Here is a 14260-nt window from a genome sequence, read left to right as displayed (position 1 = left end):
AACAGAGCCCCTAAAGTTAGTTTTACAAACCTAACTCTAGGGGCTCTCTCTTTTTTTAGTTTATTAAAATTATATGATGCCTATAATCATGGCAATGGCGCCGAAAGCAATGGCAGTCCAGTTCAATCCTTTTTCGGGCGTAGCCAAGCCAACTAGACCTAACACGATAGCGATGATGCCCAGTGGGAGTTGCCATAGGAAAAATCCGATGAGTGCTAATGCCATCGCAGTCCAGCCAATCAGTTTACCAACTTTGCTTGATTCTAACATATCGTTCTCCTCTTTTTGCTATTTTTTAAATTATACCTTACATAGTGACGTCAGACAATTATTCGTTTTTTTTAGTCACATAATGATGGATAGGGTAGTCTTCAAGGGGTAAAGGTGTTGTTTTATTTAAAACAAGTTGCGCCAGGCATTTACCGACGATCGGGCCAGCCGTAAGACCTGTAGAACCCAGACCACTCGCTGCGAACAAGTTCGGCGATTCAGGTACCTCACCCATGAATGGTGAGAAATCAGAGGTATAGGCACGCGTCCCCGAACGGTAAGAGGCGATGGAAGATGTACTGAAATAATGAGAAAAGTTCTCTGCCGCTTCTTTTATCATAGATGTTAATGCGGATTCTTCAATCGTCAGATCAAAGCCCATATCGTTTTCATGGGTTGCACCAATGATGACTTTTCCATCTTCAAACGGTGTGATATCTTTCTCACCTTCCGGCATCACGACCGGCCAGTTTTCAGTGTCATACCCATCAAACGTCACTTCAACCAGCTGGCCTTTTTGAGGACGGATATCTACGCTGTAGCCTAAGGGTTCAAGTAAGTCCGGTAACCAGGCAGCCACCGCTAAAACAACCGCATCCACTGATTCAGCTTTATCGTTAGAAATGATAGAATAAGCAGCGTTTTGGCGTTCGATTTTCACGCGTTCACGTTTGAGTGTTGCTCCATTTTTGATTGCTTTTTCGAGTAGAGTTTCCACTAACTTCTCACCATCAACTCGTGCGCCACCAGAGGCATAAAGTGCAGATTTGTTTTTTGTGTATATCGGGATCATTGCTTTGATTTTATTCGGCGGTAAAATAGCCAGCTTACCGATCTCAGGAGCCTGTTCCCGTCTTTTTTTTCCAATAGCCAATAGTTCTTCCAGTTGTGCATCCTTCTGTTTAAACAGTAATGTGCCTACTCGTTTATAGACGTGAGGGGGAATGGGCTCGCCGTTCATTACCTCAGACAGAAAATCAGGGTAGAAAGCTGCGCCTTCTTTCACCATATTGTACCACTTTTTATTACGTCGTTTAGATAGCCAAGGACTGATGATGCCCGCAGCAGCAGATGTTCCCTGTCCGATACCTTCATCATAAATAGTAAGGTCGATATCTGCTTCTTTACTGAGCAAGTAAGCGGCGGATGCCCCAACCACTCCAGCTCCTATAATAGCTACTTTCTTTTGTTTCATTTCTTTGCACCTCTTTTAGTCTGTTACTCCTTATTTTAACATGGATTTACAGTGTGATGTTAAGTTAATTATTGACAGGACTACACCTTTTATCTAAGGTTAATGTAAAGATGATATGGAGGGAGTGATTATAGTGGGAATAGTGATAGGAAGTTTTCTGAGTTTAATTATCATCGCCAGAGCGTTCGGCCTATACAATGTCATGAAAGCTGAGTACGGTTCTTTGTCGGTAACATTATTGACCAGTTCTAAAGTAGCTGACTATGTGGGCGAAAAAATGCCGAATAAAGAGAAAATCGATAGAATTCTTCTGTTTTCGGGCAGTTTGGATATATTATTTGCCTTGTCATATTTTATGTTCTTATCTGAGATTACACTGGTTTATATGTTGGTGCTATATATTTTCATGGCGTTAAACAAATTTATAGCTGCCAGATTTATCAAACATCAACTTAAGGAGTATTCTCAGTAATGAAGATATTCGTATTGGAAAAGTAAAAAGAGCTATTATATAAGCTGATTTAATTGGTCTACTTCTTTAAACAGTCACTTTAATGAGTTTTTGTATCTGGCTATCGGTCTGCTTGATTGGGTCATAGCTAACAGACTATTTATGGATCGCTATATTGTTAAACAGACGATTAAGGAATAAGTGCTGGGAGATACATAAAGTGAATCAATAAGAATATAACGGCAGGGTCAATTTACGAAATCATAAAAAAGGAATGATATATGTTGGAAAACACAATTATAGTCGTCAGTGTTATATATATAAGCTTAAAACTCTTGGCTATCTATAAAGCCTACCAGCAAGAGTATGCACATGTTTTGATCACCATGCACCGAGGTTTGAAAGTTACCGAATTATTAAAAAAATATAAAATTAAAGATGATAGAGCGAAATGGGCCATTGTTATAAGCAGTAGTATTGATATAATCGCCTTAGCTGCTTACTTGATGTATATTCAGTCATCCGACTTGAGTATTTTTTACTACATCATCGTCTTTTATTCAAATAATATGTTGTTAGATCGCTATTTGAAAAAAATAATGACAGATTCACCTGAATTTGAAAATAATTGTTGACGAATGATTTTGGAACGTGTATTATGAGAAATACATTAGAGATAGACGAAGGAGAGGTTCGCATGTATACACAATCTGTTAATTCATTACAATTGAATAATGCTTGGCACAGCTGGCGCAGATCGTTGTATAAATGTTAGGATTTTTTTCTTTCATGGATACAACGTTTAGTTCAATCTGAATTTTGTATCTATGCCGGCTTATTTTTGATGCTTTATTTGATCTTACGCCACATAGATGACAACACCATCTGTGTGGCTTTTTGCTATTTTTAAGGGCAATTTCCACGACTAGAGTTTTTCTATACTCGTGGAGATTGCCTTTTTGTTTTATCTTTTTTTAAATCCCTTACCTCGGAAGCTCGAAGTAAGGGACGAATTAGACGATTGATTTTACATAAAAGGAGTGGATGCTTATGAAATCCGACTGGGAATGGTTAAATAAAAAACGATAAAAATAAAACTAAAATTTGAGAGGAATGTTTACAGATGAAAAGAAAAGGATTGTTTTTAACATTAGGAGTTATTGTGTTGTTACTTGTGGGGGTATTTGCATTTTCTATGGCTGATTCAGGGAATGATGAGTCACAGGAAGGTACTGAAACGTCAGAAGAACAAGAGACTTTTGTTGTAGGTATTTTACAAACGGCGAGTCACCCGGCATTGGATGCTATTACCGAAGGCGCCATTGAAGGACTGGCAGAAAACGGTTATGTTGATGGAGAAAACACAGAGATCGTTTTTCAAAATGGTCAAGGCGATCAGAACTTGATGAATACCATGGCCCAGTCATTGGTTGAAGATGGGGCAGACCTCCTTATCGGGATCGGAACGCCGGCCAGCCAAGCGTTTGCCAATGCAACAGATGACATTCCCATCATCATGGGAGCAGTCAGCGATCCAGTTGGAGCTGGGCTTGTCGCATCCGAAGAAGCACCAGGTAAAAACATCACTGGTGTAAAAGATCAGGCCCCTGTTGAAGCACAGCTGGCCATGATGCTTGAAATGCTACCTGAAGCAATGGAAATAGGCGTGCTTTACAGTTCAGGGGAAGACAATTCTCGAGCAGAAGGCGAACGTGCCGAAAAAGCGATAGAAGAATTGGGATTAAACCCGGTGACGTATACTGTATCAAGCACCAATGAAATTCAACAAACTGTCGCAACAATGGCTCAGGAAGTAGATGTGATTTACTTGCCGACAGATAACACGATTGCCAGTGCTTTCGATACCGTTGTAAGCGAAGCAAACCGTTATGACATCCCGCTTATTCCGACAGTGGACTCCATGATCGCACAGGGCGGATTGGCAACAGTGGGCATCAATCAAACCGATACGGGATTTGAAACAGGTCGAATGGCTGCAGAAGTGTTGCAAGGAAAAAATCCCAGTGGGTTTCCTGTCTTTGTTTTAAGTGAAGGAGATAAATTGGTCAATCAGCAGCAGGCAGATTTATTAGGTATAGAGATACCGCAAACCGTTTTAGACGAAGCGATCATGATAGAAACAAACGAATAAGAAGGGAAATCAGAACATGCTTATATCCGCAATCGCACAAGGATTTTTATGGGCCATTTTAGGCATCGGTATTTTCACCACCTATCGTATTTTGAAATTTCCGGATTTAACTGTAGAAGGCTCGTTCCCACTCGGATCAGCGGTGGCGGTCACCGCTATCGTTTCGGGAATCGATCCGATACTAGCAACGATACTGGCCATTATAGCCGGGATGGGAGCCGGTCTCGTGACCGGTTTGCTTTATACAAAAGGAAAGGTCCCGGTTATCCTGTCCGGGATACTGGTGATGTCAGGCCTTCATTCAGTTATGTTATTTGTGATGCAGCGGCCTAATTTGAGTCTGCTGAATCAACCCAGAATTTACGATGCGTTCAATGCTCTTCCCAATTATTTTGATGTGGTCATTGTCGGTATCAGCGTTTTAGTTCTTGTGATAAGCAGCATCCTTTTCTTCTTTTACACGAGTGTAGGTCAAGCGTATATTGCGACTGGAGATAATGAATCGATGGCTCGCTCTCTCGGTATTCAGACAGACAACATGAAAATGCTTGGACTGGTTCTTTCAAATGGCATCTTTGCTTTGTCTGGAGCGTTGGTTGCACAAAGTAACGGCTATGCTGATGTAAATGGCGGGACAGGTGTTATCGTTATTGGTCTGGCTTCACTTATTATTGCTGAAGTCATGTTCAAGGAAGTAACTCTTGGAGAGCGGTTGCTGACGATCGTTATCGGAAGTGTCTTATATCAACTCCTGATTTTAGGCGTTATTCGATTAGGCTTTGATACGACATACATCCGAATCTTCAGTTCGACGATCCTGGCCGTATTCTTAATGACACCGCAGCTCCGAAAAAGTCTGAAATTAGATATGTTTAGTGGAAAAGAGGAACGCTTATGAAAGAATTACTCCAGTTAGAAAAGGTAACGAAAATCATTCAAAATGAATCGGATACCAATAACACCATCTTGGATCAGGTGGATTTAACGATTCATAAAGGAGACTTCATCACGGTACTCGGAGGTAATGGGGCTGGGAAATCAACTTTGTTCAATAGCATCACCGGTTCTGCTTCAGTCACCAGTGGGCAGATAAAACTCAACGGGAAAAACATAACGAATTGGCAGGAAGAAAAAAGGGCCGGATTTATCGGACGTGTGTTTCAGGACCCGAAAATGGGCACGGCACCTCGGATGACAGTAGCGGAGAATCTTTTGCTGGCTTTGAAACGGGGTCAAAAGCGTCATTTTCTCCCGAGAAAACTGAAGGAGAATAAGGAATACTTCGAAAAGTTATGTGGTTCAGTAGGCAACGGTCTGGAGAACCACCTGGACACACCTACGGGACATTTATCTGGTGGACAGAGACAATCACTGAGCCTGCTCATGACGACGCTGACGCAGCCTGAATTGTTGCTTTTAGATGAACATACAGCTGCCCTGGATCCGAAAACCTCTAAACGGTTGATGACGTTAACGAATCAGATGATAGAAGAAAAACAACTGACCTGCATGATGATCACTCATCGCATGGAAGATGCTTTGACTTATGGGAACCGATTGATTCTGATGGAAAACGGAAAGATCAAATTGGATCTGAATCAGGAAGAAAAAGCCAAGCTGACATTGGAAGATTTATTCGTCCTGTTTGAAAAAAGAGACATGTCAGCGGCAGTTTGAGTAGAAAACTGAAACAGTGATAGGAGTGAAGAAACTTTTCTGAAAGTTCGGCAAGCTCAGGCGAAAACCCCAGCGAGTGATGCCAAGTAGGGCGAAGTTCGGCAAGCTCAGGCGAAAACCCCAGTGAGTGATGCTAAGTAGGGCGAAGTTCGGCAAGCTCAGGCGAAAACCCCAGCGAGTGATGCTAAGTAGGGCGAAGTTCGGCAAGCTCAGGCGAAAACCTCAGCGAGTGATGCTAAGTAGGGCGAAGTTCGGCAAGCTCAGGCGAAAACCTCAGCGAGTGATGCTAAGTAGGACGAAGTTCGGCAAGCTCAGGCGAAAACCCCAGCGAGTGATGCTAAGTAGGGCGAAGTTCGGCATACTCAGGCGAAAACCCCAGCGAGTGATGCTAAGTAGGGCGAAGTTCGGCATACTCAGGCGAAAACCTCAGCGAGTGATGCTAAGTAGGGCGAAGTTCGGCAAGCTCAGGCGAAAACCTCAGCGAGTGATGCCAAGTAGGGCGAAGTTCGGCAAGCTCAGGCGAAAACCCCAGTGAGTGATGCTAAGTAGGGCGAAGTTCGGCATACTCAACATCAAACCCCATAAAAGTGCTGATAAGGACCCGATTAGGCTTATAAGCCTAATCGTTCATTTTAAAATCTTTTAAAAATACTTTGGAAAAAAAAGTCATTATTTTGCTAATTAGTTAATATAATTAGTGAGGTGATCAGATGAAAGTGATAAAAGAAAGAGAAAAGTCGAAATTACTTTTGGGTTTAAACTATTTGGATAAGCGAATAAAACTGGGTGATCCTGATAAACGACATCTACTTAACTTAGAGAAGGGGTTTATTGGGGAGGAACTGTTTGACTCTGCCGTCAAACAGTATCTGAATGGAGAAGCTCTTGTATTAAATGATCTTTTAATAGAAAGTAAGGGAACAACGTTTCAGATTGATTCGCTAGTAGTGACTTCTGACACGATTTATCTATATGAAATCAAGAATTATAAAGGGAATTTCCAAATGAACTCTGGACAACTCTATTATACAAGTGGACAGGAAATAACTAACCCCTTGATTCAACTTAACCGAACAAGAGAGTTGCTTCGTCAATTGCTGAAAGAGTTGGAGAGTCGACTTAAAATAGAAGCCAATGTTGTTTTCATTAATGACTCTTTTACACTTTATAACGCGAAAATAGAAGATCCTTTTATTTTCCCGACTCAATTGAAAGAGCATTTCAAAGAATTAAGTAGCAGGAGTAGGGGGCTTAAAAAAGATCATCATTATCTTGCAAGAAAACTAGTCAGTTTTCATAAAGATGATTTGCCTTATCAGAAACAGTTGCCTTTTTATAATCTGGAAGACTTTACTAAAGGTGTCTCCTGTTTTCATTGTGGCTCATTTGATTTGATTGTGACGCAACGTTCCTGCTACTGCAAGTCCTGCTACAAGCAGATGTCAATTGAAGACCTGGTCACAGAAAGTGTAAAAGAATTAAAGTTTTTGTTCCCTAATCAGAAGTTGACAACATCTTTTGTGGATGAATGGTGTGGGAGCTCAGTCAATTATAGAAAAATACGAAAAATTCTTCAGAATGATTTTATGGTTTCAGGTACAACTAGCGGCACGTATTATGAGTGATTCAATTTTCTGCGGTGATTAAACGTATAAATTAAAGAAAAAGGCCCGAAATGATATTTTCACATCATTTCGGGCCTTTTTTATATGCGGGACTTGACGGACTATATAAGAACTGGAGATCTCAAATACATATATGTATACTTAGGGTGTTGAATATCTTTTATCGTTTGAGTAATGAAAAGCGATAGCTAAAAATTTTACATCCAACTTTAAAGGAGCGGATTTTTATCAAATTGACTTACGGGGTGTCGTTCTTAATTCCCATGCCATTTTTGTTTCACTACTACGAAATTTATTATATGCCGAGTAAAGCTATTTACTTGTTTGCACCATTGATCTTATTCATGTTTTTCGCAGGTCTATTGTCAGCAAAAATCAAGATTAAACATATTCTTAGAGCAACTCTCATTTCTACACTTATATCAGCAGTGTTAGCACAACTCTTTATTACTCCGCCGAATTCTTCCTGGTTCAATCCTGTTGGAATGACTGGGGCCATTATCTTTACAGGTATTGTTATATTTATCGGAATGTTGATCATCCGTGCTGTTTTCAAAGGCTACATACTTATAAGACAAAAAGTTGGTAATTTCAGATAAAAAATTAGGTAGAATCAAACGAATATTTTATCAATGAACTATTTAATTTAGCAAAAAAAAATTTGGATTTTTGCATTCATGGGAACAGCGGTAATGTTTTCTGGTGCTCAGAAAGTTAGATCATTAGGGTGGGGACTCCTTCTATCGATGAAGGAGTTAAGTTTAATAAATAAACTTATTTGAATCACCACATTAAAAAAAGCAGACCGATTAGTCACTAATGACTAATCGGTCTGCTTCTTCGTATATCTATAAAAATTATTCGCTGACTTCGAATGCAGGTCTCAAGTGGCCATTTTCAGCCAAGCCATCCAAGAAATCGTACACTTCTTGACTGGTCATAGCATCCACTAAAGCTTGAATGGCATCAGAATCTTGATTGTCTTCGCGTGCGACAAGCGTTTGGGCAAACATGTTTTCTTCGTCAGCCTGTAAAATGACCGCATCTGCAGGGGTTAGATCGACTGCAGCGATATATGTTGGATAATTGAAGACCAGTTCTACGCCGTCTTCATATGCCGCTGTCAGGTTCAATAAGTCGATGTTTGTAAAGGTGAAATTATATGGGTTTTCACTCACATCGTCTACGGAAGCTTCAGATTTGTTGACTTCCGGATCCAGTGTGATCAGTTCGTGTTCTTCAAGTGTGACAAGCGCGCGTGCTTCATTGGTCGGATCGCTGGGCACAGCGACTTCAGCGCCATCCTCAATGTCTTCGACTGAATCGTAAACAGGCGAATAGAAACCGACGATTGCATTATAAATCGGTTGAAGGGCAACTAAATTACCGTCGCGTTCCTGGTTGAACATTTCCATGAACGGTTCGTGTTGAGCAAAGTTGGCGTCCACTTCTTCATTAAGCAATGCTTCATTATACTGGATGTTATCAGACACTTCGACAAGTTGAATTTCATAACCGTCTTCGATCACGTCTCCGGCAATTTCAAGGACATCTGTCATTGGCGGAAGGTGGGACGCGACTTTGATCGTTACCGTTTCTTCCGTCGTTTCTTCAGTCACTTCATTTGAAGCCTCTTCGGTTGATTCATCAGCTGCGCCACATGCTGCTAAGAGTAATGCTGTACTGCCTAGTAATAATCCTTTTTTAAACATAATGATGATCTCCTTTTATTTTAAATATAATTTTTATTATCGTTTATCTAACTTTTTAGCTAGTTTGAGTCCCAGCCATTGGAAAATCTCGACTAATATAATGATCAAGACGATTGCGGTGTACATGATATCTGTTTCGTAGCGCTGATAACCATAGCGGATGGCGAAATCGCCGATGCCCCCACCGCCGACGACGCCCATGATCGTTGAATAGGAAACAAAACTGATCGTAGCCGTTGCGAAGCCAATGACCAGACTGCTCCTTGCTTCAACGAACAGGAACTTCCAAACTAATTGCCAGGTGGTTGCACCCATGGACTGCGCCGTTTCGATGATCCCTCTGGGAATTTCGTTGAGGGATTGTTCCACGAATCGGGCATATAAGGCAATGGCTATAACGACCATCGGAAACGAAGCTGCAATGGGGTCGCCGGTCGCGCGGCCGTAAACTTGCCTGATAAATGGCTGCATGGCAACGACCAAGAGCAAGAATGGAAATGAGCGAATAATATTAACAAAAGCATTGATGATTCGGTTAAGCGGACGATTTTCCGTCGGCTGACCCTCGCTTGTTAAATACAGCAAGGTGCCTACAGGAATACCCGCAAGAATAGCTGCCAACATCGCAAAAAAGAGCATGATACCTGTTTCGCCTAAACTTTCAAGCATGCGAGGCATGAATTCTATGACGCGATCAATATACAAACCTATGCCTTCAGCCATCAGTCAACACCTCGATTGCCCGTTCATGGTACGGTTTGATGTTTGCTTGTTCAGTTGAACGCTTAACGGTGATAACCTTTATTATTTTTCCCTGTTCCATAATGGCGGCCCGTTCACATAATTCTTTGATGACAGGCAATTCATGCGTGACAACCACGATCGTCATCTTAAATTCTCTATGCACCTTTTTTAATACCTCAACGATTTCTTCAGTCGTGTTCTGATCAAGAGCAGACGTTGGTTCGTCGCACAGTAAGATGTCTGGTCGCGTTATCAGCGCTCGAGCAATACCTACGCGTTGTTTTTGCCCACCACTCAACTGTGAAGGGTAACTGTCTTTCTTATCTTCCAGTCCGACAAAACGTAAGACGTCATCAGTGGTTAACGCAGCAGGGTAGTCATGTAACTCTAAAGGCAGGTGAACATTCTCCGCAACGGTTTTATTGTTAAGCAAATTAAACTGCTGGAAAACCATGCCGATTTGTTTTTGTGCCTGTCTCAACTCTTTTTTAGAAAGGTTGGAAACGTTTATGCCATTCACGCTGACTGAACCGCTGGTTGGTTTTTCCAAAGCATTGATCAATCTTAGTAACGTTGACTTTCCAGCGCCGCTTTCACCAACGACTCCAAACGTTTCGCCTTTATGAATGGAAAGCGTGATATCTGACAGTGCACTAAGTGGTTTGTCTTTTTCATCGAATGTTTTGTCAACTTGATTAAATTCAATCATGGTTGTTCTCCTTTCTCACAGATTTTACCGGTAAAGTGTGAGACGTAAAAGTAACATAATTTATTATAGAAAGCTTTACAGGAAAGCGCAAAGAGAAAGCGGTTACGTAATTGCTACTGATTTTATACCAAAAAGGACAATCCTTTATTTTCTTGTTTTAACATTGATACTAAAGGGTTTTATGTAAGGGGAGGGAGGTTTTTTGTTGGAAATTAAACACAATATTGTTTTTTTAACTCGTGTGATGACAGCGGAAAGCAAAAAAACCACTAACTGCTTGACAGTTAGTGGTAAAAAAGGAGTGGTCAACCAACGCTTGGAGGAGCGTTGATTACCAAAAATAAGTTGGTTTTTGTGGGTATGATTAAAGTATATAAGATAAATTCGAATTATTTGTGAGTGGAATATGAATATGTGTAGTTATTCTTAGATAAGATTGGAAAAGGAGCAATAAAATATAAAAAAACCACCTTTTCCTCTAGAAAAGGTGGTTTGGGGATAAGACTTAACGTCTATTATATGTCATTTGAGAAAAACCATTCAATCCGGGGAGAATGAATAATGGTCCCAAATATACTTTTCTTTTCAGTGATAAAACAAACGTTTCGGGGGATTCCTTTGTTTTATCATTTTGGGGAGAAAAGAAACGTGTACTTATTTTCCACACCATTAGTGTATCAAAAACAACACTCGTAATCCTTAGAATCGTCTAAGGATTTCCCGAAGAAAAATTACAATTTACTCACTTAGTGATTCGAGGATGGCTTTGTTGAAAGCAGGCATGTCATCTGGAGTACGACTTGAGATGAGACCAGATTTATCTATAACCACTTCTTTATCAATAAAATTGGCACCGGCATTTTTCAAATCGATGGCCACTTGACTGACAGAGGTGATATCTTTGCCTTTCACGACTTCTGCATTGATCAATAATTGGGGTGCGTGACAAATCGAGAATATAGGTTTCTTGTCTGCAAAAGCACGTACGAAGTCCAGGAATCGCTCATCTTTACGTAATTTGTCAGGTGAATAACCACCAGGTATGAGTAACGCATCATAATCTTCCGGGGAAACGTCAGCGATACTTTTATCGATCGTGACAGAGGCCGTTCCTTTTTTCCCCTCTACCGTTTCACCTGCTTCGAATCCTATTGTTTCGACGGTATGACCCGCTTTTTCTAATTCTTCTTTAGGTGAAGTAAACTCCACGTCTTCAAATAAATGTGTTAGTACTGCTGCAACTTTCTTACTCATTATTAGAATTCCTCCTCGTATTAATCTTTCTTTAGTCTAACTGTCGTTGCTTTCCTGTACAAGTAATATGATTGCTCAAACAGTAACAAAATGGACTTTATCATTACAGGTTTTCAATTAAAATATGTTATGATTAAAAAGGAGAGAATAATATATTTTACGTTTGAGGGAGGAAAATCGTGAATATTGCATTGATTGCGCATGATAAAAAGAAAGACGATATCATAAAAATAGCTGAAGCGTATAAAGTGATTCTAAGTAAACACAATTTGTTTGCGACCGGGACGACAGGCAAACGAATAATCGATGAAACGGGATTGGATGTTCATCGTTTTAAATCGGGTCCACTCGGTGGCGACCAGCAAATTGGCGCGCACGTCTCCAATAATAAAATAGATTTGGTTATCTTCATACGTGATCCATTAACAGCTCAGGCTCATGAACCAGATATCTCAGCTTTACTTCGCTTGTGCGATGTCTATGAGATTCCTTTGGCCACGAATATAGGAACGGCTGAAGTGTTGCTGCGCGGATTGGATGCCGGATTTTATGGTTGGCGCGACATAGCTAGAGGCACTGATCGGGAGACCTTACACTTTTGATTTTAGAATGACACGGGTGAAAGTCTAGAAGGAGACCAATATGTTAGTTGTTATCGGGTTAGCTTTAATTATATACGGGTATTTTTCATATAAATATTCTGACAAATGGGCCACTAAGAGTCAGAAACGTGCACCACACACTAAATTTCCGAAATGGTTTCCTTTGTTTATCAAAGTGGGTGGCATACTTTTTCTCGTGACGGGAATACTTTTGATTGTGTCGTATTTATTGATGTAAGTAATGTATTAAAAAAAATTATATAAAAGGAAGTTACAATTATGCTTATTGGATTACCAAAAGAAATAAAAAACAACGAATTTCGAGTTGGTTTAACACCATTCAACGTTCAGCGTCTGGTTGCAGGCGGACATGATGTCCTAGTTGAAAAAAGTGCTGGAGAAGGCAGTGGCTATTCGGATCAGGAGTACCTTGAAAATGGCGCTAAAATGATCGATACTGCCAAAGAAGTCTGGGACAGTGCGGACATGGTTATTAAAGTTAAAGAACCGCTTAAAGCAGAATACAAGTATTTCCGAAAAGATCTTGTTCTGTTCACCTACTTGCACTTGTCTGCCGCACCAGAGTTGACGAAAGCGTTAGTGGATAACGAAGTGACTGCAATCGGGTATGAAACAGTAACGAAAGATGGAACATTACCTCTCCTTACTCCTATGAGTGAAGTTGCCGGACGTATGGCAGTTCAATTAGGCGCTCATCATTTAGAGAAAAGACAAGGTGGAAAAGGTCTTTTACTTGGTGGCGTACCGGGTGTTGAAAGAGGAACAGTTACCATTATCGGCGGCGGTGTTGTCGGTGAAAATGCTGCACGTATGGCAATCGGCATGCGCGCCAATGTAAATATTTTAGAGTTAAGCCCTGAACGTATGCGCGATCTTATTCGTATGTTCGGCAGCGACGTTCAGACATTGGCTTCGACACCATCTAATATCGCTAAAGCAGTTAAAGCATCAGACTTAGTTATCGGTTCTGTTTTGATCCCAGGACGCAAAGCACCTAAATTAGTGACCGAAGAAATGATTAAATCCATGGAAAAAGGATCAGTAATCGTTGATATTGCCATTGACCAGGGCGGTAACTTCGAGACGTTAAACGAAGCAACCACACATGATGAGCCGACTTTTGTCAAACATGGTGTCGTTCATTATGGCGTTGGAAACGTTCCAGGGGCAGTACCAAGAACTTCCACACTTGCTTTGACCAATGATACAATTATCTATGCTTTGCAGTTAGCTAACTTAGGCGTTGTTGAAGCGCTGAAAAAAGATGACGGATTAGCAGCAGGTTTAAATGTCTATAAAGGAAAAGTAACGAATGAAGCAGTAGCAACTGATTTAAAGTACGATTACACTGAATTATCTTCACTCTATTAAAAAATAAAAAGACAGGATGTAGGAAATTTCCTACATCCTGTCTTTTTTAGGCTTTATTCAAAGTGACATTATCTGTCTTTTAATCGACTGCCACCTCTTGGGGTAAAGGAATAATATTTAAAACACCATAGCGCACTCAAACCAATTAAAATGTAAATGATGCGTACACCCCATTGGTCGACTTCGCCTAGTAATGTTTCAACGATATCAAATCCAAATAATCCAATAAGTAAAAGATGTATTCCACCAAAAATCAGTAAAGTTAACGCTGCGCGATCTATTATTTTCACTATAGGTCCTCCTTTATTCACTGCTAGTCTTATCATACGAAATTTAAAGAAAAATGTCGATTGTTTCTTATCGAAAAAAATATAAATACCAGAGTCGAAAAGAATAAAAAAATCTTAAGAATTTTTAATTGGCTCATGTCATTCCTATGTTATACTGAAAATAAGTTTAAGGCAAACGCTGTATGCC

The 14260-nt window shown here is 40.4% G+C and carries 18 protein-coding genes; 11 read left to right on the top strand and 7 right to left on the bottom strand.

What is annotated here, in order from left to right:
- Nucleotides 1-69: 69 nt before the first annotated feature.
- Entirely contained in the window at nucleotides 70-270 is a 201-nt protein-coding gene (locus ACO1PF_RS04440) for a C4-dicarboxylate ABC transporter (protein WP_423190134.1), read from the bottom strand.
- 58 nt (nucleotides 271-328) lie between these two features.
- Nucleotides 329-1465, bottom strand: a complete 1137-nt coding sequence (locus ACO1PF_RS04435; RefSeq protein ID WP_423190133.1) for an NAD(P)/FAD-dependent oxidoreductase — start codon at nucleotides 1463-1465, stop codon at nucleotides 329-331.
- Nucleotides 1466-1598: 133 nt separating this feature from the next.
- On the opposite strand from ACO1PF_RS04435, the gene ACO1PF_RS04430 reads away from it, so the two are divergent.
- From ACO1PF_RS04430 to ACO1PF_RS04400, 7 genes are all read left to right on the top strand, one after another.
- Nucleotides 1599-1937 carry a hypothetical protein gene (locus ACO1PF_RS04430; protein WP_423190132.1) on the top strand — a complete coding sequence of 113 codons (339 nt, stop codon included), beginning with the start codon at nucleotides 1599-1601 and terminating at the stop codon, nucleotides 1935-1937.
- Between the two features lie 260 nt (nucleotides 1938-2197).
- Entirely contained in the window at nucleotides 2198-2551 is a 354-nt protein-coding gene (locus ACO1PF_RS04425; RefSeq protein ID WP_423190131.1) for a hypothetical protein, read from the top strand.
- Between the two features lie 488 nt (nucleotides 2552-3039).
- Complete coding sequence (gene trpX, locus ACO1PF_RS04420) at nucleotides 3040-4068, top strand: tryptophan ABC transporter substrate-binding protein (protein ID WP_423190130.1); 1029 nt, start codon at nucleotides 3040-3042, stop codon at nucleotides 4066-4068.
- 16 nt (nucleotides 4069-4084) lie between these two features.
- Complete coding sequence (locus ACO1PF_RS04415) at nucleotides 4085-4966, top strand: ABC transporter permease (RefSeq protein WP_423190129.1); 882 nt, start codon at nucleotides 4085-4087, stop codon at nucleotides 4964-4966.
- Complete coding sequence (locus tag ACO1PF_RS04410; RefSeq protein ID WP_423190128.1) at nucleotides 4963-5745, top strand: ABC transporter ATP-binding protein; 783 nt, start codon at nucleotides 4963-4965, stop codon at nucleotides 5743-5745. The genes ACO1PF_RS04415 and ACO1PF_RS04410 overlap by 4 nt, the downstream gene beginning before the upstream one ends.
- A gap of 710 nt (nucleotides 5746-6455) precedes the next feature.
- Entirely contained in the window at nucleotides 6456-7370 is a 915-nt protein-coding gene (locus ACO1PF_RS04405; RefSeq protein ID WP_423190127.1) for a nuclease-related domain-containing protein, read from the top strand.
- A gap of 299 nt (nucleotides 7371-7669) precedes the next feature.
- Nucleotides 7670-7969 carry a hypothetical protein gene (locus ACO1PF_RS04400; protein WP_423190126.1) on the top strand — a complete coding sequence of 100 codons (300 nt, stop codon included), beginning with the start codon at nucleotides 7670-7672 and terminating at the stop codon, nucleotides 7967-7969.
- 258 nt (nucleotides 7970-8227) lie between these two features.
- On the opposite strand, the gene ACO1PF_RS04395 is transcribed toward ACO1PF_RS04400, so the two are convergent.
- Genes ACO1PF_RS04395 through ACO1PF_RS04385 form a run of 3 tightly spaced genes read right to left on the bottom strand, consistent with a single transcriptional unit; the run spans nucleotide 8228 to nucleotide 10535 of the window.
- Complete coding sequence (locus ACO1PF_RS04395; protein WP_423190125.1) at nucleotides 8228-9082, bottom strand: MetQ/NlpA family ABC transporter substrate-binding protein; 855 nt, start codon at nucleotides 9080-9082, stop codon at nucleotides 8228-8230.
- Between the two features lie 36 nt (nucleotides 9083-9118).
- Entirely contained in the window at nucleotides 9119-9805 is a 687-nt protein-coding gene (locus tag ACO1PF_RS04390; protein WP_423190124.1) for a methionine ABC transporter permease, read from the bottom strand.
- Nucleotides 9798-10535, bottom strand: a complete 738-nt coding sequence (locus tag ACO1PF_RS04385) for a methionine ABC transporter ATP-binding protein (protein ID WP_423190123.1) — start codon at nucleotides 10533-10535, stop codon at nucleotides 9798-9800. Before ACO1PF_RS04385 ends, ACO1PF_RS04390 begins: the two co-directional genes overlap by 8 nt.
- Before the next feature lie 202 nt (nucleotides 10536-10737).
- Here ACO1PF_RS04385 and ACO1PF_RS04380 point away from each other — a divergent pair, with 202 nt between their 5' ends.
- Nucleotides 10738-10866, top strand: coding sequence for a hypothetical protein (locus ACO1PF_RS04380; RefSeq protein ID WP_423190122.1), 129 nt, complete (start codon nucleotides 10738-10740; stop codon nucleotides 10864-10866).
- Between the two features lie 407 nt (nucleotides 10867-11273).
- Here the strand turns inward: ACO1PF_RS04380 and ACO1PF_RS04375 are convergent, their stop codons facing one another.
- A complete protein-coding gene (locus ACO1PF_RS04375; RefSeq protein ID WP_423190121.1) occupies nucleotides 11274-11789 on the bottom strand; it encodes a type 1 glutamine amidotransferase domain-containing protein in 516 nt (171 codons plus the stop codon).
- A 179-nt stretch (nucleotides 11790-11968) separates the two neighbouring features.
- Between ACO1PF_RS04375 and mgsA the strand changes: the two genes are divergently transcribed.
- Genes mgsA through ald form a run of 3 tightly spaced genes read left to right on the top strand, consistent with a single transcriptional unit; the run spans nucleotide 11969 to nucleotide 13783 of the window.
- Nucleotides 11969-12391, top strand: a complete 423-nt coding sequence (gene mgsA, locus ACO1PF_RS04370; RefSeq protein WP_423190120.1) for a methylglyoxal synthase — start codon at nucleotides 11969-11971, stop codon at nucleotides 12389-12391.
- Between the two features lie 40 nt (nucleotides 12392-12431).
- Nucleotides 12432-12629, top strand: a complete 198-nt coding sequence (locus ACO1PF_RS04365; protein ID WP_423190119.1) for a hypothetical protein — start codon at nucleotides 12432-12434, stop codon at nucleotides 12627-12629.
- A 41-nt stretch (nucleotides 12630-12670) separates the two neighbouring features.
- Nucleotides 12671-13783, top strand: a complete 1113-nt coding sequence (ald, locus tag ACO1PF_RS04360) for an alanine dehydrogenase (RefSeq protein ID WP_423190118.1) — start codon at nucleotides 12671-12673, stop codon at nucleotides 13781-13783.
- 68 nt (nucleotides 13784-13851) lie between these two features.
- Here the strand turns inward: ald and ACO1PF_RS04355 are convergent, their stop codons facing one another.
- Nucleotides 13852-14073: a DUF378 domain-containing protein gene (locus tag ACO1PF_RS04355; protein ID WP_423190117.1), complete on the bottom strand. Its 222-nt coding sequence runs from the start codon at nucleotides 14071-14073 to the stop codon at nucleotides 13852-13854.
- Nucleotides 14074-14260 lie beyond the last annotated feature (187 nt).

This window comes from Alkalibacterium sp. f15 (assembly GCF_049389645.1).
Classification (GTDB): Bacteria; Bacillota; Bacilli; order Lactobacillales; family Carnobacteriaceae_A; genus Alkalibacterium.
This window is presented reverse-complemented; position numbering and strand designations above follow the sequence as displayed.

Excerpts from the sequence above, each read along its gene's own strand:
- ACO1PF_RS04440 (WP_423190134.1), bottom strand. The coding sequence starts at position 270 with ATGTTAGAATCAAGCAAAGTTGGTAAACTGATTGGCTGGACTGCGATG.
- ACO1PF_RS04435 (WP_423190133.1), bottom strand. The coding sequence starts at position 1,465 with ATGAAACAAAAGAAAGTAGCTATTATAGGAGCTGGAGTGGTTGGGGCA.
- ACO1PF_RS04425 (WP_423190131.1), top strand. The coding sequence starts at position 2,198 with ATGTTGGAAAACACAATTATAGTCGTCAGTGTTATATATATAAGCTTA.
- trpX (WP_423190130.1), top strand. The coding sequence starts at position 3,040 with ATGAAAAGAAAAGGATTGTTTTTAACATTAGGAGTTATTGTGTTGTTA.
- ACO1PF_RS04415 (WP_423190129.1), top strand. The coding sequence starts at position 4,085 with ATGCTTATATCCGCAATCGCACAAGGATTTTTATGGGCCATTTTAGGC.
- ACO1PF_RS04410 (WP_423190128.1), top strand. The coding sequence starts at position 4,963 with ATGAAAGAATTACTCCAGTTAGAAAAGGTAACGAAAATCATTCAAAAT.
- ACO1PF_RS04405 (WP_423190127.1), top strand. The coding sequence starts at position 6,456 with ATGAAAGTGATAAAAGAAAGAGAAAAGTCGAAATTACTTTTGGGTTTA.
- ACO1PF_RS04400 (WP_423190126.1), top strand. The coding sequence starts at position 7,670 with ATGCCGAGTAAAGCTATTTACTTGTTTGCACCATTGATCTTATTCATG.
- ACO1PF_RS04395 (WP_423190125.1), bottom strand. The coding sequence starts at position 9,082 with ATGTTTAAAAAAGGATTATTACTAGGCAGTACAGCATTACTCTTAGCA.
- ACO1PF_RS04390 (WP_423190124.1), bottom strand. The coding sequence starts at position 9,805 with ATGGCTGAAGGCATAGGTTTGTATATTGATCGCGTCATAGAATTCATG.
- ACO1PF_RS04385 (WP_423190123.1), bottom strand. The coding sequence starts at position 10,535 with ATGATTGAATTTAATCAAGTTGACAAAACATTCGATGAAAAAGACAAA.
- ACO1PF_RS04375 (WP_423190121.1), bottom strand. The coding sequence starts at position 11,789 with ATGAGTAAGAAAGTTGCAGCAGTACTAACACATTTATTTGAAGACGTG.
- ACO1PF_RS04365 (WP_423190119.1), top strand. The coding sequence starts at position 12,432 with ATGTTAGTTGTTATCGGGTTAGCTTTAATTATATACGGGTATTTTTCA.
- ald (WP_423190118.1), top strand. The coding sequence starts at position 12,671 with ATGCTTATTGGATTACCAAAAGAAATAAAAAACAACGAATTTCGAGTT.